The organism is Neobacillus drentensis NBRC 102427, assembly GCF_001591445.1.
GTDB classification, from domain to species: Bacteria; Bacillota; Bacilli; order Bacillales; family Cytobacillaceae; genus Neobacillus; species Neobacillus drentensis.
The window spans coordinates 15,201-36,911 of record NZ_BCUX01000008.1 but is presented as its reverse complement, the minus strand read 5'-3'; the positions used below and the strand labels follow the sequence as shown (position 1 = coordinate 36,911).

19 protein-coding genes are annotated in these 21,711 nt (G+C 38.1%); 12 read left to right on the top strand and 7 right to left on the bottom strand.

What is annotated here, in order from left to right; genetic code table 11:
* The first annotated feature begins 9 nt into the window (after positions 1-9).
* The 4 genes from BDR01S_RS04010 (at position 10) to BDR01S_RS03995 (ending at position 4,293) form a co-directional block, all read left to right on the top strand.
* Positions 10-1,548: an aldehyde dehydrogenase family protein gene (locus BDR01S_RS04010; protein ID WP_066252356.1), complete on the top strand. Its 1,539-nt coding sequence runs from the start codon at positions 10-12 to the stop codon at positions 1,546-1,548.
* Between the two features lie 110 nt (positions 1,549-1,658).
* The gene (locus BDR01S_RS04005; protein WP_066252358.1) at positions 1,659-2,126 is read left to right on the top strand and encodes a hypothetical protein; all 468 of its coding nucleotides are present in this window, start codon (positions 1,659-1,661) and stop codon (positions 2,124-2,126) included.
* A gap of 191 nt (positions 2,127-2,317) precedes the next feature.
* Positions 2,318-3,064 carry an RNA polymerase sigma factor SigI gene (sigI, locus tag BDR01S_RS04000; RefSeq protein WP_066252360.1) on the top strand — a complete coding sequence of 249 codons (747 nt, stop codon included), beginning with the start codon at positions 2,318-2,320 and terminating at the stop codon, positions 3,062-3,064.
* Positions 3,061-4,293 (top strand): anti-sigma factor domain-containing protein, encoded by a 1,233-nt coding sequence (locus tag BDR01S_RS03995; protein WP_066252361.1) that lies wholly within the window; start codon positions 3,061-3,063, stop codon positions 4,291-4,293. Before sigI ends, BDR01S_RS03995 begins: the two co-directional genes overlap by 4 nt.
* Before the next feature lie 56 nt (positions 4,294-4,349).
* Here BDR01S_RS03995 and BDR01S_RS03990 read toward each other — a convergent pair whose 3' ends face one another.
* The 5 genes from BDR01S_RS03990 to BDR01S_RS03970 all read right to left on the bottom strand — a co-directional run bounded on the left by BDR01S_RS03990 (position 4,350) and on the right by BDR01S_RS03970 (position 9,887).
* Positions 4,350-4,553, bottom strand: coding sequence for an alpha/beta-type small acid-soluble spore protein (locus BDR01S_RS03990; RefSeq protein WP_066252362.1), 204 nt, complete (start codon positions 4,551-4,553; stop codon positions 4,350-4,352).
* Between the two features lie 835 nt (positions 4,554-5,388).
* Entirely contained in the window at positions 5,389-6,714 is a 1,326-nt protein-coding gene (locus tag BDR01S_RS03985; RefSeq protein ID WP_066252364.1) for a (Fe-S)-binding protein, read from the bottom strand.
* Positions 6,711-8,174, bottom strand: a complete 1,464-nt coding sequence (gene glcD / locus BDR01S_RS03980) for a glycolate oxidase subunit GlcD (RefSeq protein WP_066252366.1) — start codon at positions 8,172-8,174, stop codon at positions 6,711-6,713. Before glcD ends, BDR01S_RS03985 begins: the two co-directional genes overlap by 4 nt.
* A 121-nt stretch (positions 8,175-8,295) precedes the next feature.
* On the bottom strand, positions 8,296-9,423 hold the full coding sequence (locus BDR01S_RS03975) for a CdaR family transcriptional regulator (RefSeq protein WP_066252367.1): 1,128 nt from the start codon (positions 9,421-9,423) through the stop codon (positions 8,296-8,298).
* 110 nt (positions 9,424-9,533) lie between these two features.
* Positions 9,534-9,887: a DUF3905 domain-containing protein gene (locus BDR01S_RS03970; RefSeq protein WP_066252368.1), complete on the bottom strand. Its 354-nt coding sequence runs from the start codon at positions 9,885-9,887 to the stop codon at positions 9,534-9,536.
* Between the two features lie 134 nt (positions 9,888-10,021).
* Between BDR01S_RS03970 and ykzP the strand changes: the two genes are divergently transcribed.
* Positions 10,022-10,183 carry a protein YkzP gene (gene ykzP, locus BDR01S_RS25665; RefSeq protein WP_166257651.1) on the top strand — a complete coding sequence of 54 codons (162 nt, stop codon included), beginning with the start codon at positions 10,022-10,024 and terminating at the stop codon, positions 10,181-10,183.
* On the top strand, positions 10,183-10,320 hold the full coding sequence (ykzE, locus tag BDR01S_RS25660) for a protein YkzE (RefSeq protein ID WP_168242602.1): 138 nt from the start codon (positions 10,183-10,185) through the stop codon (positions 10,318-10,320). Before ykzP ends, ykzE begins: the two co-directional genes overlap by 1 nt.
* A 19-nt stretch (positions 10,321-10,339) precedes the next feature.
* Here the strand turns inward: ykzE and BDR01S_RS03965 are convergent, their stop codons facing one another.
* Both BDR01S_RS03965 and BDR01S_RS03960 read right to left on the bottom strand, forming a co-directional pair.
* Positions 10,340-12,085, bottom strand: a complete 1,746-nt coding sequence (locus BDR01S_RS03965) for a B12-binding domain-containing radical SAM protein (protein ID WP_066252370.1) — start codon at positions 12,083-12,085, stop codon at positions 10,340-10,342.
* A 127-nt stretch (positions 12,086-12,212) separates the two neighbouring features.
* Complete coding sequence (locus tag BDR01S_RS03960; protein WP_066252373.1) at positions 12,213-13,907, bottom strand: L-lactate permease; 1,695 nt, start codon at positions 13,905-13,907, stop codon at positions 12,213-12,215.
* 326 nt (positions 13,908-14,233) lie between these two features.
* Between BDR01S_RS03960 and BDR01S_RS03955 the strand changes: the two genes are divergently transcribed.
* From BDR01S_RS03955 to BDR01S_RS03930, 6 genes are all read left to right on the top strand, one after another.
* Positions 14,234-14,962 (top strand): FadR/GntR family transcriptional regulator, encoded by a 729-nt coding sequence (locus tag BDR01S_RS03955; protein ID WP_066252374.1) that lies wholly within the window; start codon positions 14,234-14,236, stop codon positions 14,960-14,962.
* Positions 14,963-15,173: 211 nt separating this feature from the next.
* Positions 15,174-15,890, top strand: a complete 717-nt coding sequence (locus BDR01S_RS03950; RefSeq protein WP_066252376.1) for a (Fe-S)-binding protein — start codon at positions 15,174-15,176, stop codon at positions 15,888-15,890.
* 45 nt (positions 15,891-15,935) lie between these two features.
* Positions 15,936-17,360 carry a LutB/LldF family L-lactate oxidation iron-sulfur protein gene (locus tag BDR01S_RS03945; RefSeq protein WP_066252378.1) on the top strand — a complete coding sequence of 475 codons (1,425 nt, stop codon included), beginning with the start codon at positions 15,936-15,938 and terminating at the stop codon, positions 17,358-17,360.
* Positions 17,361-17,362: 2 nt separating this feature from the next.
* Positions 17,363-18,082, top strand: coding sequence for a LutC/YkgG family protein (locus BDR01S_RS03940; RefSeq protein WP_066252380.1), 720 nt, complete (start codon positions 17,363-17,365; stop codon positions 18,080-18,082).
* 277 nt (positions 18,083-18,359) lie between these two features.
* Positions 18,360-19,373, top strand: a complete 1,014-nt coding sequence (locus BDR01S_RS03935) for a 2-oxoacid:acceptor oxidoreductase family protein (protein WP_066252382.1) — start codon at positions 18,360-18,362, stop codon at positions 19,371-19,373.
* Complete coding sequence (locus BDR01S_RS03930; RefSeq protein ID WP_066252383.1) at positions 19,373-21,667, top strand: thiamine pyrophosphate-dependent enzyme; 2,295 nt, start codon at positions 19,373-19,375, stop codon at positions 21,665-21,667. Before BDR01S_RS03935 ends, BDR01S_RS03930 begins: the two co-directional genes overlap by 1 nt.
* Positions 21,668-21,711: the final 44 nt, after the last annotated feature.

Below are 21,711 nucleotides of genomic sequence, written 5' to 3'. Positions count from 1 at the left end.
TGACGACTTATTGCTGCAATTCAAGAAAAACTAACGGTGATAGCCCCCGCAACAGGAAAACTAATCGGAGAAATTGCGGAAACACCGATTGGTAAAGTTGATAGCTTTTATCAAAAGGGAAAAGGGGCTTTTCAGCAGTGGAGTAATCTGACTTTTTCAGACCGAGCGAGCTACCTTTTGAGGCTTAAAGAAATCATCGTTGAACAGATGGAAGAAATAGCAAAAATTATTGCGGAGGACAGTGGCAAAGTAGTCACGGAAGCACTGGTTGCTGATATTATGCCAACCCTTGACGCCATTGATCATACCGTTAAGCATGGTAAAAAACATCTTCGACGCCAAAAAGTAAGAACCCCCCTATTATTGATTGGTAAAAAATCGTTTATTGAATATATGCCAAGAGGTGTTGTGTTAATTATTTCCCCTTGGAATTATCCAATGCAACTTGCGATGGTCCCCATGATTAGCGCTTTGGCGGCAGGAAATACGGTAATTCTAAAACCATCGGAAGTAACTCCCCTAGTTGGAAAATGTATTGAGGAACTTTTTGAGAAAGCAGGCTTACCAGAGGGGGTCGTACAAGTAGCCCATGGCGGGAAAGAGGTAGGGGCAGCATTTACAAATGGAAAACCGGATTATATCTTTTTTACAGGGTCCGTTAGTACCGGAAAAATTATTCAGCAGGTTGCTGCGCAGGACCTAATTCCGACAACGCTTGAGCTTGGCGGTAAGGACCCGATGATTGTGTTTGCTGACGCTCATTTAGAAAGAGCCGCAAAAGGAGCGGCATGGGCAGCATTTACCAACAGCGGTCAGGTATGTATGAGTGCAGAACGGCTATATGTTGAAAAAACAATCTTTCCACAGTTCCTTGCCTTATTAAAAAAAGAAATCAAGAATCTTAAACAGGGAAATGATCAAAATGCGGATGTTGGTTCGATGACGTTCCCGGCACAATTACAAATCGTTAAAGAACAGCTCGAAGATGCTTTAAGTAAAGGCGCACGACTAGAAACAGGGCTCCCACCTGAGAGGTGGGCAAACGGAATGTATATACCATTAACTGTCGTAACAAATGTAAACCATCAAATGAAAATTATTCAGGAGGAATCTTTTGGACCACTTCTTCCCGTCTTGCCTTTTGATAATGAAGAAGAAGCGATAGGTCTCGCAAATGATACAGTTTACGGATTAAATGCCAGCGTGTGGACAAATGATAAAGAAAAAGCAAGAAGGGTAGCCTCGAAGCTTGTATCAGGTGCGGTTGTTATTAATGACGCAATCATTAGTATTGCAAATCATGGTCTGCCTTTTGGTGGGACTAAACATAGTGGCATTGGAAGATACCATGGAGATGCTGGCTTAAGAATTTTTTGCCACGAAAAAGCAATTGTTGAAGATAACGGTCGAAAAAAAAGTGAAATACATTGGTATCCCTATTCCGACAAATTTCCGTTATTTCTACAACTTTTTAAGAGTTACTTCCAGAAAAATCGAGATTGGGTTGGGTTTGCAAAAAACTATTTACGCATCTTAAAAAAGAATTAAGATGTTGGGAAAAATATTTATTTACCGATATTTTTAAGCATAGACTGGATAAGCTAAGATGAGGTGTTTTTTTAGCTTACCAAAAAATATGCCTGAGAAGCGGGATTATAATGAAAAAAATGAGCAAACTCGAAGCCGTTTTATGGAATATTGCTTTTCCTGGTTTTAGTCAATTACTATTGGGTCAGTATATCAAGGGGATATTGTTTGTTACATTAGAGGTAATAATAAATGTTTATAGTCGTTTTAACACAGCGATTATGTACAGCTTTCTAGGTGAAATTGAGCAGGCAGAAGCGGTTATTAACTATCAATGGCTTATGTTTTATCCATGTGTCTACATGTTTTCTATGTGGGATGGTTATCGTTCTGTGATGCCGGATAATGAAAAATACTCGTTTTTGCCATTTGTCTTTTGTGCCTACTTTGTTACGGTGGGGTTAATGGTATCTCCTAAAGTGACGATTTTTCATATTCATCCCGGTCCTATCTTTTTACCAATGTTATTTTTAATTCCTGGATTACTAATTGGTTTTTTGATTCAATCGATCTTGTCTTTAAAGCAAAAAAAAGAATAGTATTTTTAATAAAAAGCTTCAAATCAGGTTTTTCTGGTTTGAAGTTTTTTATTGGGAAAAAAATTTTTTTCATAACCCCCACAAACTGATTAAGAAGAAACGTAACTATGTAGAGAAAAAAGCATTCGCCAAAACTCATGGACTCAATTATTACACTCGTATGTTATAATTGGTCGAATAGAGGTGAGCAAATGCTAAGTTTATTGTTTATGGCCAAAAAGAAAAAGCGAACTTTAGAAGAAACCGTACTCTTAATTCAACAAGGTGAGCAATATTTACTGGATGAAATAATCCGTTCATATAAGCCATTTATTGCAAAAACAGTGTCTTCTGTATGTAGACGATATATCTATGAAACCGATGATGAATTTAGCATTGGTCTTATCGCATTTAACGAGGCGATCGAGAAATATTCAACTGAGCGCGGTAGCTCTTTGTTGAGTTTTTCCGAAGTCATAATCAAACGAAGAGTTATTGACTATATCCGTAAACAGTCCAAAAATCAACATTTAAGTCTTGACTTAACCAATGAAAAGAATGACGAAGAATCAGCAGGAGCAATCATCGTTAATGAGCTCTCATTAGAAGATTATAATAAAAAAAATGATGAGCAATTGAGAAAAGATGAGATTATTCACTTTCAAGAATTATTAACTTCCTTTGATTTAAATTTTAGTGACTTGGTTGAGAATTCACCAAAGCACTTCGATGCCCGAAAAAGTGCAATTTTAACAGCCAAAATGTTAGTGGATAATCAGGAGCTGAAAGAAATGTTATTTACTAACAAGCGTCTTCCAATTAAGCAATTAGAAACCATGGTAGATGTCAGCAGAAAGACAATTGAACGAAACAGAAAATACATTATTGCAATTGCACTTATTTTAGCTAGTGATTATGTCTACATGAAAGATTATATAAAGGGGGTGCTTGAAACATGAAAAAGGGAATTGTTATGGAAATTGATGATGCATTCCTTACGCTTTTAACCCCTGATGGTGAATTTTTGCATGCAAGGAGACAAAATCAGCCATATCTAATTGGTGAAGAGATACACTTTTTTCCATTGGAAATTGTTAAAACTAATAAAAATAATGCAGTAATAAATATTCTTAAATTAAAACCAGTTTGGGCTCTAATGGCTGCATTATTTATCTTCGTTGGTTCGTTTTTTCCAATATATCAAAATAATAAGGCATATGCCTATATGTCTATTGATGTAAATCCAAGCATTGAGCTGGGTATAAATAAGAAGATGCAGGTTGTAGAGATAACTGGTTATAACAAAGAAGGAAAACAAATTATTTCTCATTTGAATAACTGGAAGAAGGAGGATGTTTCAAAAGTAGCTCAAACTATTTTAGCTGAAATAAAAGAAGAAGGCTTCTTCAAGACACAGGAACACGTTATTATTTCCACAGTACAGACCAAAGAATCTGAAGATAAGATTGAAAAAAAGCTTCAAGACAACATTGAAGAAATTAAAGAGTCAGTAAACAAAGAAAAGCTAGAGCTTACAGTTTTAAAAGGTTCTAAAAGTGAAATGGAAAAGGCTCATAATCTTGGAATTACAACCGGGAAATACAAGGATAATAAAATCCAGGGGAAATTAAATAAAAAAGCGAAGACAAAAGCTATAGAGGAAAAAACAGAGCGTAGAGCTGTTCTAAAGAATCCAGTAGACAAAATTCCTCCGGGACAATTCAAAAAGCAATCAGAACATAAAGTTATTCAAAACAAAGGGATTACTGAAAATAAAAAGACAACCGAAAAAATTAAGTTGAATGGAAAATTAAAGTCACAAGGACAACAAAAAAAGGCTGACGAGGCTCAACTTAAAAAGAAACAACCACAGCACCAAAAACAAAATAATCAAAGGGAAAAATCTTCTGAGAATAAAAAAACAACTAGAAACGAAAATCATAAAGAGAAAGACAGTCCAAAGGGGAACAGCAAAAAAGTCGGGGACCCTCAAAGTAAAGGCAAACAAAAAGACAAGCAAAAAGATAAGCATAGAGATATGCAAAAAGAAAAGCATAGAGATATGCAAAAAGAAAAGCATAGAGATATGCAAAAAGATAAGCATAGAGACAAGCAAAAAGATAAAGTTAAAGTAAGAGGCAAAAATATGGAGCATAATCTCCAAAATCCTCATCGAGAATATAATTAGGCAAAAGAGTAAATAAAGTCCGGATTTAATCCGGACTTTTTTCCATTTTTATTAAATTATTTTTGTGAGGATTGTCCAGAAAGTTGTGCTTGGGCTTGCTGTACAAGGCGTTTTGTAATTTCGCCGCCTACAGATCCGTTTGCTCTTGAAACTGTATCAGACCCTAAATTAACGCCGAATTCTTGGGCGATTTCGTATTTTACCTGATCCAAATATTGTTCAATTCCAGGCACTAACAATTTGTTACTGCTATTGGCCATTTTATTCAACTCCTTATTTTCGATACAGAGAATTTGTTCCCTGTATAAGTATTATGAATTTATTTTTGTAATTTATAAGTGGTAATGTTTTTCGGTATTGGATATAAATTTTTATAGAATAATAAAAAAGAGCCATTTGGCTTTCAGACTGTCGTAAAAACTATAATATAATTATGTTGGTTTTTTGATATGTCTGTTGATTGGCGCTCCAGGCACTTCGCTTTCCGCGGGCGTGGCGGGGAGCCTCCTCGGCGCTTCGCTTCTGCGGGGTCTCCCTAGCCCCGTACTCCCGCAGGAGTCTTCGTGCCTTCCGCGCCAATCAACAGAGTGTAATATTCATTTAAGGGACCCTCAACTCATTAAAAAAAATTAAGAATAAGCGATGAAGTAAAGCAAAAGAGTCGAGTCGAGGCAAAGGTGTTTTAAAACCATTTTCCGTTAAAAAATCACTGGAGAGGTCAATAAGAAGGATTTATAAAGCCTTTTTCAGTTAAAAATTCACTGGCTTGTCGATAAAAGAAGGGGGTATTCTACGACCTTCAAAAATATAAAAGATTGCAGCACACATAACAAATCTAGGAAAAGTATGTAGCAATACTTTAGGTTGTTTTATCTCCCTGTTGATTGGAGCGGAGGGCACTCGACTCCTGCGGGATAGAGAGGTCACGGGAGACCCCGCAGGCGCCAAAGCGCCGAGGAGGCTCCCGGACCTCCCCGCGGAAAGCGAGTGCCCGGAGCGGAAATCAACAGACCATTTCAGAGACAGACAAAATAAAAAATTGCCGAGAAAAATATCCTTTCTCGACAATCTGAGAGCCCTTCGGCTCCTCTTTTATTATTGTTTAACTGCTTCTAATAACAGGTCAACGATGTGAATGCCTCTCATTTTATTTGAGAGTCCTTCTTTTTCTATCCCAACCTTCATTTGCAATAAGCAGCCTGGGTTAGCTGTGACAATAGTTGCTGCTTGTGTGTCTTTTGCTTGCTCCATTTTGTAATCAAGCATTTTCATCGACATTTCTGACTCGATAATATTATATATCCCTGCAGAACCACAACAGCGGTCGGCATCTTTCATTTCCACATACTCTGCTCCCTTAATAGACTGGAGCAACAGTCTTGGGGCAGAAGCTGTTTTCATAACATTACGTAAGTGGCATGAATCCTGATAAGTAATGATCTGTGAAGAAAGCTCGAGCCTTACCCTCTTATGGAAATTAACAGAAACTAATATTTCTGAGACATCTTGGATTTTTTCTGTAAATTTCTTGGCTCGTTCACTCCATATAGGATCATTCTTTAGCATGTGATCATAACCAAGTAAAAAGGCGCCACATCCGCCTGCATTTGTAATAATAAAATCCACATTTAAGTCTTCAAAGGCTTTGATGTTTCTCTTTGCCAGATCCTTAGAACCACCTTTTTCACCATAATGACCATGCAGGGCACCACAGCATGTTTGGTCCTCTGGAATGACAATTTCACAACCAGCCAATTGAAGTAATTTAATGGTAGCATCATTTGTTTTCATAAACATTGAATCCATCAAACAGCCACTAAAAAAAGCAACACGATGTGTTTGTTTTCCAATGGGCTCTACATGTACTGGCCTATTTTTCATTTCTTTCACTGTTGCTACTTCTGGTAGGACTTTTTCCATTAATGCTAAATGCTCAGGCAAAATACCTAAAAATCCAATTTTTCGTGCAATAGATTGTAAACCTGACCGTTGGTAAAATCCAATTAACCCTGTAACATTTTTCATTCGATTTGGATGTGGAAACAATCCTTCAAATACAGTTTTTCGCACAATACTAGTTGGCAATGAGTACTTCTTATTTTGACTGACAATATCCCGTGCTTCTTCAAGCATATGGCCATACTTTACTCCAGATGGGCAAACTGTTTCACATGCCACGCAGCCTAGGCATAAGTTAAGCGAACGCTCAAAATCTTCATCCGGTTCAATTAGTCCATCAACAACTGCTTTCATTAAGGCGATTCTTCCTCGAGGTGAGTGAGATTCTTTATAGCCTGATTCAATATAGGTTGGGCACGCAGGTAAACAAAATCCACAACGCATGCAATTTAGTAGCTCATCTTCATTCATTCGTACTTTAAACTGTTCCTGGATCATTTCCTTTTCTTTCACAGTTGTCATTGTGTAACCACCACGCGATTTTTGTCATCATCTCTAAATGCTGAACCTTGGTTAGTTATTACCACGCGCTTCCTGTCTTCTTTTGCAAAAACTTTTCCAGGGTTCATAATATTATTTGGATCCAATGCCTGTTTAATTGCCTTCATAACAGCAATGCCTTCTTTGCCAAGCTTTAATTCTAGGTAGGGAGCTTTCATTACGCCGACACCGTGCTCACCAGTAATAGTTCCACCTAACTCGACTGCTTTTTCAAAGATTTCAGCAAATGCCATCTCCACACGTTCCATTTCCTCATGATTTCTTGAATCAGTTGGGCAGGTTGGATGGAGATTTCCGTCACCAGCATGGCCAAAGGTACAGATTTGCAACTTGTATTTTTCAGCTATTTCATTGATGGCTCTTACCATTTTCGCTAGTTCAGATCTCGGGACAGTAGCATCTTCAAGTACAGTGGTTGGCTTAAGTCGTGCCAGAGCTGAAAGAGCGGTCCGTCTTGCTGCCGCTAAGGCAAGTGCCTCTTCCTCAGTAGAGGCAACTTGGACGGAGACCGCACCTTCTTGCCTACATACCTCGATAATTTTTTCTATATCACGGTTGACTACCTCAGGTGAGCCATCTTGTTCAATTAATAGTACAGCCTTTGCGTCTGTAGGCAGGCCGATTTTTGAATAGTCTTCAACTACCATAATCGTAGGCTGGTCAAGAAACTCGAGGGTGATAGGAATAATTTTATTAGCAATAATCTTGGAAACGGTTTTGGCCGCAGCTTCCAGGTCCTGATATAAGGCAAGCATCGTCTTTTTTGTTTCTGGCATAGGAATCAGCTTTAAGATAGCTTCAGTGATAATACCAAGTGTCCCTTCTGAGCCAACCATTAGACGTGTGAGGTCATAACCAGCCACATCTTTTGCCAGTTTCCCTCCTGTTTTGATGATATCACCATTTGGCATGACGACCTCAAGACCGATGACATAATCACGTGTAACACCATATTTAAGTCCACGCAATCCGCCAGCGTTTTCATTAATAGTTCCACCAATTGTGGCAATTTTCATTGAACCTGGATCTGGTGGATAGAAAAGCCCTTTAGCTGAGGCGGCATTCGCCACATCAACTAAAATGACCCCTGGCTGGACAGTAATGGTTAAATTTTCTTCATCAAGATCAAGGATTTTGTTCATATATTTGAAAAGAATGACAACTCCACCTTCAGTCGGGCACGTTCCTCCACACAGATTGGTTCCCGAACCTCGGGGAACAATTGGCACTTTATATTGATTACATACCTTAACAATTTCAGAGACTTCCTTTGTATTTCTTGGACTGACAACTGCATCGGGCATGGACTGCAAGTTTGGTGTTGAATCATAGGAATAAACCAGTCTTTCAGTTTTGGCATCATCAAAATTTTCCTTCGAAACAATAGCTACTAATTTTTCCTTCACAACTTTGGAAAGCATTCTGTTTCCCCCATTCATTGAATACGCTTACAGGTTTGTTAGCTCTGTTTTTAAATTTTTTACTTAATTAAAGTATAAAAAAACAGGCATCTGCCTGCTATGGATAAACATCTAAATAAAATCACTTATTATTTCTAATTTTTGTTTGTTCATCCAAAAAGAGGATTCCTAGGTAGAGGATCACTAAATCATGGATATTATTTGATTTTAAATGTGTTAATTCTTCAACTTTTTTTAAACGGTAATGAAGGGTATTAATATGTATATGTAATTGATTAGACGTATTTTTTAATGAATGGTTTTGCTTGAATAATTCCTTTAAAGTTTCCAGGAGTTCTTTTTCCTTCAGAAGGGGCCCAATTGTTCTCATTACAAAATCAGCTTTGGTTTTGGGGTTGATGTCTTCAGAAATCATTTCAAGGGTCAAATCTTCATCAAAGGTAATCGTGTTATTTAACTTGGCAATTTTCAATGATCTTTCTGCTTGTCGATAAGAATTGCTGATTTCTATTGATTCGGATGCTTGCCCAACTCCAGCAGCCGCTTGTATCCCAAAGTTTGTTGTTAAGAACTGAAAAAATTGCTTTAGCCGCTTTTCAATACTAGCTCGGCTTCGACCATTTGAGCAATTTATCAGTAAAACGATCCTCTCATTGCCAGATCTTGCAACCACTTCTTTTGTATTCTGCTGAAACCGATTAAAGATGGATGACCAACTATCTCTAGAGAGAGGGGAGGTTAATTCTAAAAATTCAATAATGACCACAACCCTCTTGACTTCAATATTTATAGATAAAAGCTTAGCATTACTTAAAAAAGAGTCGGTCCACTCTTTCGCTTGAACCCAATCCATGACGAAGGATTCTACCGCTCGGGTGTGCCAATCAAACTGCTCGGCATAATAATTTTCACTAATAAGGAGTTCGGTCATTTTTCGGATTACTTCTCCAAATGGAGTGACTTTATTTGGTTCACCGGTGATTCCAATAACTCCAATAACATCATGTTGAAAGAAGATTGGTAAATTAATTCCTGCTTTCACACCCATTAATTTTAATTGATCTTCATCAGTAATAGTTAGCTTTCGCTTTTTTTTAGCGGCGACCAATGCCCCTTCATGAAAGGTTCCGACTCTTTCGATGTCTGTACTTGCAATGATATACCCGTCAATGTTAACAACAATAATATCTTCTCCGATTAACTTTCTTACTTCTTTAACGATTTTTTCTGCTAACTCAGGTAATAACAACGTTTGCACCTCCTAAAAATCCTCATCTTTATTATATCAATGTTTGTATAGAGGGTATTAAAAAACTCCGGAGTAGATACCCCAGAGTGTGTACAAAATTTTAATATGCATCAATCGCTACCTTTACTAACATCTTTTGTAGGATGCATAAAAGGGTAGGCCTGCGGTTTCTTTTTCTTTTCTAATAACTCACGATTTTCGGATGTGTTCCAACCGATATCATTTGTAGGGTGAACCCATTCATCGCCAGCCATGATTGAAGGGTCCGTATCCTTTGTCCAGGTTTCTAATGGGGAATTAGGAGAGGAATAAATACTATCGCCAATAATAACACCATGTTTATTCTCAAAAGGAGGCTCCATCTTAATTCCAGTCCCTTCAAAGCTGGGCGAATTTATTTGATGTGGCATCGTTTCATTCATGCTTACCTGATCTGTCGACTGAGTATTTTTCGATTTTTTCATTTCACATCACTCCTGTTTTTTCTTATTTTCCTCGAGTCATGCAATTTTATTAATGAAAAATAAGGAAAGGAATGATTCCTCTTTATTTGTTTAAAACTATGGTAGTAAGATAAATTTTTAAGGGAGGATTTTCAATGGCTAAGCGTAAAGCGGAGTTTGATGCAGTAGAAAAATATACAAAAACACCCCATAAAAATGTTCAGGAGAGTGAATTTTCAGCGGAATTCACAGATAATAATAATGCAATAAGGTTTCAGAACCGAAATTCTAAATTAGGGAAAAAGGGAAGAAGCTGATGAAAAGCCGCCGTAAAACCCCACCACGTATTCCTACTGAAGAATTCAGCATTGAATTTGGCGATGTTAACGGCACAAAATTGTATGATATTCTACAGGTGTCACAGAAAGAGAAGAAAAACAATAAAAAGAAATAAGCCGGCTATGCCGGCTTTGTTAGTTCTCAAGAAATGAAAATATAAGTGTTCTCCCCTTCATAGGGTCAAAATAGGTTAATAAACATGAAGGGTGTTTATTTATCTGTCCTGTTGCTTGATACAGTGATAAATCAAAGGAAATTTCCTCAAGCATGGTATGTTTATATAACTCCTTTTCTTCTAGGCCAAGGTCAACAAACGATTGTCCTAAAATAGATGGGTGTTCGGAAATTTGTTTGTAAATTTGTGTTCGCTTTTCCTTATCAAAACTAGCTTCCCACCAAGGTTTTCTCGGTTTATATTTATGGTTCTTGAGATAATCATATTTCATTAGGCCAACAATGACATCGAGGTCGTTAACGCCCTTGTGTTCCAAAAAGGTATACAGTCTGCGGAATAAATCCTCCAGTTGATGACCAATTCTGGACCAGCCTTGCTTTTCCCAGTGGGAACCAAACTGTTGGAAAAAATCAAAAGGAGATGGAAAAGCATTGGATATTAAGAATTCAACAGTTGCATCCATGCGATGGTCATTCCAGTACTTTTCTAATACGTCTTCCACCTGCTTGATACGAACAATATCATCAAATGAGAGAACGTTATTACTTAAGATTTCATAGGGAGAATGATCCATATAAACATATTTGTGTTCAGCAGCACGAAGGCGGACTCCCGTTCCCCGGAGCATTTTTAAAAATCCTAACTGCAGTTCTTCAGGTCGCAGTTCAAAAACATCATTAAACGTTTTTCGGAAAGAATCATAATCTTCTTCTGGTAAACCAGCAATTAAATCTAGATGCTGATCGATTTTTTTACCTTCCTTCACCATTAAAACAGTTCTAGAAAGTTTTGAATAATTTTGTTTGCGCATCACAAGTTCATTTGTAAAGTCATTCGTTGATTGGACACCGATCTCAAATCTGAATAGTCCTTTAGGGGCTTCTTGATTTAGAAATTCAATTACTTCAGGGCGCATAATATCTGCAGTAATTTCAAACTGAAAGACGGTGCCGGGCAGATGTTCATCAATCAAGAAACGGAACATTTCCATTGCATAGCTCCTGCTAATATTAAAGGTTCGGTCCACAAATTTGATCGTCTTTGCACCATGAGCCATTAAATAACGTATATCATCTTTAATTTTTTCACGATCAAAATAACGGACACCTACTTCAATCGATGACAAACAAAATTGGCAGCTAAATGGACAACCTCGACTAGTTTCAATATAGGTGACTCTTTTGCCTAAATGAACGATATCTTCAGGGAAGCGATAAGGGGACGGTATATCCTTAAGATCCAGTTTATTCATTTGGAGAGTGATAATTATCTGTTCATTATCACGGAAGGCAATGCCAGGTACCTTGTTATAATTATGATTTCTTTCAATTTCAACTAGAAGTTGTTTAAAGGTTTGTTCTCCTTCACCGATAACAATAAAGTCAACTTCGGGAATTTTTTCCATCCATTCACGCGTATCATACGTAACTTCAGGACCGCCAAGAACAATAATAAGTGATGGATCCACTTTTTTTAACAAATTAACCACTTTAATGGTTTCTTCGATATTCCAGATATAACAGCTAAATCCAATGACTTCTGGATTCAATTGATATAGATCTGTTACGATATTTAAGACGGGATCCTTTATCGTATATTCTTTAATTAGTATGTTAAATTCAGGTGCTGCATAAGCCTTTAAATATCGAATCGCTAGGTTTGTATGAATAAACTTAGCATTCAAAGTGGAACAAATAACATTCATAAAAAAACTCCTTCGTTTATATGAGAACCTTATCTATTATAGCTTATTTTTGACAAAAGACTAGAAGACTAACCATAACAAAAGGCACATGCCCTGTTTGAGCATGTGCCTTCGTTTTATATTTTTATTAAGGTATCATCCAAGACAATACACCGTTTTGTAGGAAGGTAAGAATCCCCACAATAATAACTAAGAAAAAGCTATGTTTAATCGTGAAGCGGAATAAATCGGATTCTTTTCCTGCTAACCCTACCGCAGCACAAGCGACAGCTATAGATTGCGGTGAAATCATTTTTCCAGTTACCCCACCTGAAGAGTTAGCTGCAAGGGCAAGCACTGGATCCATGCCAACAGAAGTTGCTGTAATTTTTTGCAGGTTACCGAATAATAAGTTTGCAGATGTATCAGAACCAGTAATAAACACCCCAAGCCAGCCAAGAAAAGGTGAGAAAAACGGAAATAACGTTGAACCTGTTTTTGCAAGTGTCATTCCAAGAGTAGTACTCATACCAGAGGAATTCGTGACATAAGCAAAACCAACAACAGAAGCAATTGTTATAACTGGAAATTTTAACTCGTTAAGTGTCTCTCCAAACGTAATTGCCCAATCTTTCCAAGAAATTCCGACGATGAATTTTGTTATGATAGCTGCGATTAAGATTGCAGTCCCTGCTGCTCCAAGAAACTCAAGTTTATAAATAGCAGGAAGAGCAGCACCGGCCGTGTTGATAATTTTATTATTTATTAGTGGGACATTTGGAATAAACGTTAGTGAATGTCCGATGATATTAAGAGCTTTTAAGATTGCATTTGCTCCTTCATAATGACCAGTTAAAGCTAGTTTAATAGTAGGCATACCCCATAAAGTAATGATTCCTGTCAACAATAGGAAAGGGGACCAAGCTTTGAAAATTTGCCCTCCTGAATGTTTAACATCTTGGGTTTTTATAGTTTTTGCGGTTGAGGTTGCAGCAAGCTCTTGTTCAGAAGCGAAACGGAAAATCGTTTTTGGCTTCCAGAATTTTAAGAAGATTGCAAGTGCGAATAATGAAACTAACGCTGATAAGATATCGGGAAGCTCTGGTCCCATAAAGTTAGACGTAAAGAATTGTGTAACAGCAAATGCAATTCCCGAAACAAAAATGGCGGGCAATACTTCTTTCGTTTTCTTCCAGCCTGCCATAATAAATACTAAATAGAACGGGATAAAGACAGATAGAAACGGCAATTGACGGCCTACCATCTTGGAGATTTCAGTAGCTGCAATTCCAGTTGGACCTTCCATGGCAATGATCGGTGCTCCAATAGCTCCGAATGCTACAGGTGCAGTATTTGCAATAAGGCAAAGCCCGGCAGCGTATAAAGGATTGAAACCTAAACCTACTAATAGAGCGGCAGATATTGCTACTGGTGCACCGAATCCGGCAGCACCTTCAAGGAACGCTCCGAAAGAAAAGGCAACCAAAAGAGCTTGTAAACGGCGGTCCTCAGTAATGGATACAACAGAAGTTCGAATAATATCAAATTGTCCCGTTTTTACTGTAAGTTTGTATAAAAATACTGAAGTTATAATAATCCAGCCGATTGGTAGAATACCATATACTGCTCCTTGGGATGCGGACATAAATGCCATCCCTGCTGGCATTTTATAGGCAAAAATTGCAATTACTAAGGCTATTGCGAGTGTAGATATTCCGGCTAGATAGCCCTTCATTCGTTTGACTGCTAAAGCCCAAAAAAAGTAAATAATTGGAATTAGTGCAACAACTGCTGAAAGTGCGAGATTATCTCCCACTGCGGTAAAATTTTGAGTAAATGTCATAATAGCTTAATCCCCCCGAATTAGCTTTTTTTTTTGTTTTTCCCCCAAGTAAATACTATCTACCCTCCTTTAATCGAGCAACCGCTTACAAATGGTGACAAGGTCATCTGATGATTAGATGTATCGTGTGCTAAAATGAATTATAAGGGACAATTTGGGAAAAACACAATCTTTTTTTTGAAAATTTATATTTATAGTATTTTTTATATTAAGATAGTGTAAAAATTGTTTTTTTGGGATGATGTGGGATGGTAGATACAGATTTTTGAAAAAACGGTATAATAAAGGGTGTGTGAAAGACGAAATGCTTGTAAGGGGCTGGTTGGGTGAAATATAAAAAAATTAAACCAAAAAAAATATATGAAGAAGTAGCAGAGGCTATATATGAAATGATTCGATCCGGCCAAGTTAAACCGGGTGAGAAACTTGATTCTGTCCAACAGTTGGCGGAAAACTTCCAAGTGGGGAGATCAGCTATTCGCGAAGCATTAACATCATTAAGAGCGATGGGTCTTGTTGAAATGAAGCAAGGGGAAGGTACATATGTAAACGAATTTGAAACAAATCGAACTATCTTCCCACTTTCAACAGCTATTTTAATGAATAAAGAAGACATCGCACAACTTTTAGAGGTTCGTAAGATTATTGAAGTTGGTACTGCTGCAGCGGCAGCTAGAAAAAGAACAAGTCAGAATCTTACCATGATGGAGAAGGCTCTAGATGAGATGAAAAATGCCAATGGGGATGAGACCTTAGGTGAAAAGGCAGATTTACAATTTCATTTTGCTCTTGCGGATGCAGCTCAAAACCCTCTTTTGCTTAGCCTGATGAATCAAGTTTCCGGGTTAATGGGAGAAACGATGAAAGAAACAAGACGGGTTTGGCTCTTTTCTAAACAAACAACGGTTGAACAACTTTATGAAGAACATAAAGATATTTATGAAGCAATTAAGGAGCAAGATAATGAAAAAGCGAGTAAATATATGCTTGTTCATTTGGAAAATGTTGAGACAATTCTAGAAAAGTATTTTCAATCTGCAGATTTTCCGAAATGATCCATATATTCCTAAAAAAAGCATGCCGGGCCAATTATTTTGGAACGCATGTTTTTTTTTCTAAATATTTTTTGTGCAAACCCTTTCAATTGGAACTAATTTTATAGTAGTATGAATGATATAAAAATTTTTTCTTTTTTCACTAAGTCATCAGATGACCTGCTTACTGTATGATTTATGGAAATTTGATATTTAGGAGAGGAAAACAGACATGAAGGTAACACTTTTTGCAACCTGTATTGTAGATATGTTTCAAAGTAATGTAGGAAAAGCAACGGTTGAATTGCTTGAAAGACTTGGATGTGAAATAGATTTTCCTGAATCCCAAGTGTGTTGTGGTCAGCCATCATACAATAGTGGTTATGTAAAAGAAACAAAAGAAGCGATGAAACGTATGATTAATACATTTATAGATGCGGAGTACATAGTCTCGCCATCAGGCTCTTGTATAACGATGTTTCACGAATACCAACACATATTTAAGGGTGACCCTGTTTGGGAACCTAAGGCAAAAAGGTTGGCAGAAAAATCCTTTGAACTAACCCAATTTATTGTTGATGTTTTGAAAATTGAGGATGTTGGTGCCCGTTTTGAAGGTAGTGTAACCTACCATACTTCTTGTCATATGACGAGGTTATTAGGTGTTAAAAAAGCTCCGATGATTCTCTTGAGCAATGTAAAGGGTCTTAAATTCACAGAATTACCCGGGAAGGAACAATGCTGTGGATTTGGGGGGACCTTTGCTGTAAAAATGGCTCAAATTTCTGAGCAAATGGTCGATGAAAAAGTTCGCCATGTAGAAGAAACAGGCGCAGAGTACCTTATTGGTGCTGATGTGGCATGCTTAATGAATATCGGCGGACGGATTGATCGAGTAGGAAAGCCAATCAAAGTGATGCATATTGCTGAAGTACTAAATAGCCGATGATTATTTTTCTAGTTTAGTAAATTCAGGGAGTGGGGGAATGATTGTATGTCAATGAAGATTAGCACGGATCAATTTAAAGAACGTGTTGATAAGGGGATTCATGATGACTTCATGCGTGGCGCCGTTGCAGGAGCACAGGACGGTATGGGCGTAAAAAGACGAGTTGCAACTGAGGAATTAGGCAATTGGGAAGAATGGCGTTCGCATGGGGAAGAAATCCGTCAGCATGTACTAGAAAACTTGGATTATTACTTGGAGCAATTAAGTGAGAATGTTGCCAAACGCGGCGGAAATGTATTTTTTGCTCAGACCAAGGAAGAGGCGAATGAGTATATTCGTGGGGTTGTAAAAAAGAAGGAAGCAAAGAAAATTGTTAAATCAAAATCGATGGTAACCGAAGAAATCAGCTTAAATGCAATGTTGGAGCAAGAAGGCTGTGAGGTAATTGAGACCGATTTAGGCGAATACATTCTACAAATTGATGATAACGATCCGCCTTCTCATATTGTTGTACCAGCTTTACATAAAAATAAGGAGCAAATTCGTGAGGTATTTACAGAGAAGCTAGGTTATACAAAAACATCAAAACCTGAAGAATTGGCCTGGCATGCTCGTCAAATGCTGCGAAAGGAATACCTATCAGCGGATATCGGGATAACAGGCTGTAACTTTGCCGTCGCAGAGACCGGATCTTTCAGTTTAGTGACAAACGAAGGAAATGCTGACCTAGTGACTGCATTACCTAAAACACAAATTACTGTTATGGGGATGGAAAGACTTGTCCCTACCTTTGAAGAGATGGAGGTCCTAGTTAGTTTATTAACTAGAAGTGCGGTCGGGCAGAAACTAACTAGTTATATTACAGTGTTAACAGGGCCAAAAGAGGCACTGGATGTTGATGGTCCAGAGGAATTCCACCTTGTCATTGTTGATAATGGTAGATCCAAAATTCTTGGCGGCGAGTTCCAGTCGGTCCTTCAATGTATTCGTTGTGCAGCATGTATAAATGTATGCCCAGTTTATCGTCATGTCGGCGGACATTCATACGGCTCTATCTATTCAGGTCCAATTGGTGCAGTCCTGTCTCCATTATTAGGGGGATATGATGAATTTAAAGAACTGCCTTACGCATCAACTCTTTGTGGTGCTTGTACAGAAGTATGTCCGGTAAAAATACCGTTACATAACCTTCTTCATAAACACCGTGAAGTCATAGTTGAAAAAGAGGGGAAAGCACCAATATCCGAAAAATTATTAATGAAAGCATTTGGTTTAGGGGCAGCATCACCACTTATGTATAAGCTTGGGTCTAAAATGGCACCTGCTGCAATGAATCCATTTACTGTTGGAGAGAAGATCACCAAAGGACCAGGTCCGTTAAAAGCATGGACAGATATTCGTGATTTTCCGGCACCAAATAAGGAACGTTTCAGAGATTGGTTTAAAAACCGTGAAAAAGGAGGCAAATAATCATGGCAGGGATGATTCAAAATCGAGATAAATTTTTAAATCAAATTGCCAGTCGTCTGGAACGCCCGAGAATTTCCTCTTCGGTGGAGAGGCCGACCTGGAAATTCCAGCCCCAATATGAGGTGCTCAAAGATGCTACTCAGGACGAATTACTAGAGGTATTAATGGAGCAATGTAAGAAGATCCATACAAATATCTACGTAACTGACAAAAAAGACTTAGCAACTACTCTTAACAAAGTGGTTTCAGGCTATGGTGGAGGTCCAATTGTAACCTGGAAGGATGAGCGCTTTTCGCAGTGGGGATTAGACCCACTCTTAAATAAGGAATGGCTTGCTCAGAAGATCGAGGTTTACGAATGGGATCACCTGAAAGGGAAAGAGAATATCGCAAAAGCGGAGAAGGCGAATATAGGGATTACAATAAGTGAAGTGACACTTGCTGAATCGGGAACAGTTGTTTTGTATAGCGATGAGAATAAAGGGAGAACGGTCAGCTTTTTACCTGCGACCTATATTGCCCTTATACCAAAGAGCACATTAGTCCCACGAATCACCCAAGCGGCTCAAAAGATGCGGGAGATTCACAAGAAGACGGGTCATGTTGCTTCGTGCATCAACTTTATTACCGGACCAAGTAACTCTGCGGATATAGAATTGAATCTAGTCGTTGGAGTCCATGGACCAGTTAAAGCGTCGTATATTGTTATTAACGATTTATAAATAATATAAAATGGTCTGTATCCTAAATTGGATGCAGGCTATTTTTGTCTGTTATACAACATAGATTACCCTGTTATATAATTATGAAAGCCCTTTAAAATCATATATGGCAACAATTATTCGAAAATCTATTTTTGTGTATCAAAATAAATATCATGATGTTTAACATTTATCACAGCGAAATAAAAATAGCTGTCTTACAATAGTTGTTGTGAAGAAGCTAAGTTTTTATGTCTATTTCGTGGTATTTTATTGAACGAATTTAGGGAGGGACATTATGTCTATTTTACCGAAAAAAAATGAACTAGGATTTTTTGAAATCCGTCTTGAATCAATTGGGGGGCTAGGAGCTAACCTAGCTGGAAAAATGTTAGCAGAGGCTGGAGTTTTTAGTCTTGGTTTGAAAGGCTCTAACTTTTCATCTTATGGGTCTGAAAAAAAGGGGTCTCCAGTAAAGAGCTTCATCCGCTTTTGTGAACCAGATGTAGAAATTAGAGATCATAGTCCAATTGAACAACCACATATTGTTGGTGTTTTTCATGAAGCATTATATAGAACTGTTGATGTTGTCAGCGGCTTAAATGCTGATAGTATCGTTTTGGTAAATACAGCTAGGGATTTTGATGAAGTTAAAACAGATTTACAATTAGAATACGGAACACTTGCGATTGTTGATGCCTTATCAATTGCCGTAGAGGAAAAAACCAAAGTAAATACGGCAATGCTTGGTGCATTATATCGTTTATGTGACTTTTTAGACCCTGAATCAATGAGAGATGTGATTCGGAAAACATTTACAAAAAAATACCCACACCTTGTTGAACCGAATATCCGTACTTTTGACCGCGGGTATAATGAGGTTCAATTTAAAACATATGAAGTGACAGCAGGGGCGGAAGGGAAAGCCTTCACACGCCCACAACCACAGCTTGGCTACATGACGCAAGAAATCGGTGGAGTCATGGTTTCTCAAGCAAATAGCATTTTAAAAGATTTAAGTGGTTCACGCCAAGGATTCCTTCCTGAGTTCCAACAAGACAAATGTATTCATTGTGCAGCTTGTGACAATGTTTGTCCTGACTTTTGCTTCGTTTGGAAAGAAGGAGAAGATAAGCGTGGCAGAAAACAAATGTTCCTTCAAGGTATTGATTATCAATACTGTAAAGGCTGCCTAAAATGCGTAGAAGCATGCCCAACCGACGCACTTAATGATCTTCGTGAACTGCTCGGATATGCAGATGATAAACGCGTAAAGCATAACTTTCCTTATATTGCAGGAGGAATCCAATAATGGCTACTTTAGAAGATAAATTAACAACAAAAAGTGTTGCAGAACAAGTTTCTACATTTGAATCAGGAAATGAAATGGCTGCTATGGCTGCCGCGCAAATCAATTATCATATTATGGGGTACTTCCCAATAACACCGTCCACTGAGGTTGCACAATTTTTAGATCAAATGAAAACCCGCGGGGAGCATGATATTAAGTTGATTCCTGCCGATGGCGAGCACGGTTCAGCAGGTATTTGTTACGGTGCTGCAGCAACAGGTGCACGGGTAATCAATGCAACGAGTGCAAATGGATTCTTATATATGCTTGAACAAATGCCTGTACAATCTGGAACTCGTTTCCCAATGGTTATGAATCTCGTTACTCGTGCTGTCAGTGGTCCACTTGATATTCGTGGAGATCATTCTGACCTCTATTATGCATTAAATACTGGCTGGGTAATATTGACAGCGAAAACACCACAAGCTGTTTATGATTTGAATATCATGGCACTTAAAATTGCTGAACACTCAAAAGTGCGCTTACCAGTTATTGTTGCTTATGATGGTTTCTTTACATCCCACCAAAAACGCAGAGTGGAATTCTTTAAGGACCGCAGTGTTGTCCAGCAATTTGTTGGTGAATGTCCTACAGATTACAACTTCGTTAGGGATTTAAGAAAACCAGTCACGATTGGTGCACATATGAGTGGGGATGATTTCCTTAACAATCACTACCAACAATCAGAAGCAATGTATAATGCTGGTGAGGTCTTTAAAGAGGTAGCAGCGGAATATGCTAAGCTTTCTGGAAGAGAATATCCTGTTCTAGATTTATATAAAATGGAAGATGCAGAAGTAGCCCTTTTCCTATTAAACTCTGCTGCTGAATCAGCCAAAGATGTAGTAGATCAACTTCGTGCAAAAGGAATTAAGGCGGGCGTTATCAGTCCAAATATTATCCGTCCATTCCCAGCAAAAGAAATTCGCGAAGCCCTTAAAAATGTAAAATCATTATTAGTTGGGGAACGTGCAGATTCTTATGGAGCAAATGGCCCTAACCTAACACATGAAGTGAAATCCGCACTTCAAGATGACAAAGACAACCAAACAATTGTCCTAAGTCGTGTATTCGGTCTTGGCGGCAAAGACTTCTATGCAAGTGATGCCCAGGCTTTCTTTGATATGGCAATTGATACAATGGAAAAAGGCTATGCAGAAAAGCCATTTGATTACTATGGTCATGTTCCTGGTAATCCTGAAAAAATCCTTAAGCCGGTTATTTTACCACAGCATGGGGATGTATATAAAACAGGTCTAATTGATGTGAAAATGGATGAAGAAACCAATAAATTAAAGGTGAAAATCCCACCGCTTCGTGCCTTAACTAGTAAACCTAAACGAATTGCATCAGGTCACGGGGCTTGCCCGGGATGCGGAATTTTTGCTGGTCTTGAGTTATTCTTTAAAGGGATTGAGGGAGACATTGTTACTCTATTCCAAACAGGCTGTGCTTATGTCACAACAACATCTTATCCAAGCACATCACATAAGCAAACGATGATGCACAATTTGTTCCAAAACGGTGCCGCAACGCTTTCAGGTACAGTTGAAGCATTCATGGAATTAAAACGCCGCGGTGAAATTGAGGTTTCAGATGACGCTACCTTTGTTATGATTACTGGAGATGGCGGTATGGACATCGGAATGGGTTCAGCGATTGGTACTGCTCTTCGTGGACATAAACTGATTATGCTTGAATATGATAATGAAGGCTACATGAATACTGGTTCACAAATGTCTTATTCCACACCTCTGGGTCACATGACTAGCACTTCAGGTGTAGGTAAGACTCAGCGCGGAAAGGCTTTCCATCATAAGGATACAGCCCAAATTATGGCAGCAACGAATATTCCTTATGTGTTTACCGGTTCGGAAGCATTCCCGCAGGACTTAGTTAAAAAAGGCGCAAAAGCACAATGGTATGCCCAAAATGTCGGAACAGTTTATGGGAAACTTCTCATCACATGCCCACTTAACTGGAAATCTGATGACCGTTTCGGTGCCACCATTATTGAAGCTGCAGTAAATTCTTGCTTCTTCCCACTTTATGAAGTGGAACAAGGTGTGACAACAATTACTTACAATCCTGAAGAAAAGAATAAACGTATTCCACTTTCTGAATGGTTAAAATATATGGGTAAAACAAAACACCTTCTAAAAGAAGAAAACAAACCAATGTTAGAAGAATTCGAAGCAGAAGTTGAGAAAAGATGGGGCCGTCTCAAAGCGAAAAATGAAAATCCAATGTTATAATAAAACAAAAACACTTCCATATCGGAAGTGTTTTTGTTTTATAT

Excerpts from the sequence above, each read along its gene's own strand:
- BDR01S_RS03950 (WP_066252376.1), top strand. The coding sequence starts at position 15,174 with ATGAAGGTAACACTTTTTGCAACCTGTATTGTAGATATGTTTCAAAGT.
- BDR01S_RS03945 (WP_066252378.1), top strand. The coding sequence starts at position 15,936 with ATGTCAATGAAGATTAGCACGGATCAATTTAAAGAACGTGTTGATAAG.
- BDR01S_RS03965 (WP_066252370.1), bottom strand. The coding sequence starts at position 12,085 with ATGAATGTTATTTGTTCCACTTTGAATGCTAAGTTTATTCATACAAAC.
- glcD (WP_066252366.1), bottom strand. The coding sequence starts at position 8,174 with ATGCTTTCCAAAGTTGTGAAGGAAAAATTAGTAGCTATTGTTTCGAAG.
- BDR01S_RS03995 (WP_066252361.1), top strand. The coding sequence starts at position 3,061 with ATGAAAAAGGGAATTGTTATGGAAATTGATGATGCATTCCTTACGCTT.
- sigI (WP_066252360.1), top strand. The coding sequence starts at position 2,318 with ATGCTAAGTTTATTGTTTATGGCCAAAAAGAAAAAGCGAACTTTAGAA.
- BDR01S_RS04005 (WP_066252358.1), top strand. The coding sequence starts at position 1,659 with ATGAAAAAAATGAGCAAACTCGAAGCCGTTTTATGGAATATTGCTTTT.
- BDR01S_RS03930 (WP_066252383.1), top strand. The coding sequence starts at position 19,373 with ATGGCTACTTTAGAAGATAAATTAACAACAAAAAGTGTTGCAGAACAA.
- BDR01S_RS03985 (WP_066252364.1), bottom strand. The coding sequence starts at position 6,714 with ATGACAACTGTGAAAGAAAAGGAAATGATCCAGGAACAGTTTAAAGTA.
- BDR01S_RS03940 (WP_066252380.1), top strand. The coding sequence starts at position 17,363 with ATGGCAGGGATGATTCAAAATCGAGATAAATTTTTAAATCAAATTGCC.
- ykzE (WP_168242602.1), top strand. The coding sequence starts at position 10,183 with ATGAAAAGCCGCCGTAAAACCCCACCACGTATTCCTACTGAAGAATTC.
- BDR01S_RS03970 (WP_066252368.1), bottom strand. The coding sequence starts at position 9,887 with ATGAAAAAATCGAAAAATACTCAGTCGACAGATCAGGTAAGCATGAAT.
- BDR01S_RS03960 (WP_066252373.1), bottom strand. The coding sequence starts at position 13,907 with ATGACATTTACTCAAAATTTTACCGCAGTGGGAGATAATCTCGCACTT.
- ykzP (WP_166257651.1), top strand. The coding sequence starts at position 10,022 with ATGGCTAAGCGTAAAGCGGAGTTTGATGCAGTAGAAAAATATACAAAA.
- BDR01S_RS03935 (WP_066252382.1), top strand. The coding sequence starts at position 18,360 with ATGTCTATTTTACCGAAAAAAAATGAACTAGGATTTTTTGAAATCCGT.
- BDR01S_RS03990 (WP_066252362.1), bottom strand. The coding sequence starts at position 4,553 with ATGGCCAATAGCAGTAACAAATTGTTAGTGCCTGGAATTGAACAATAT.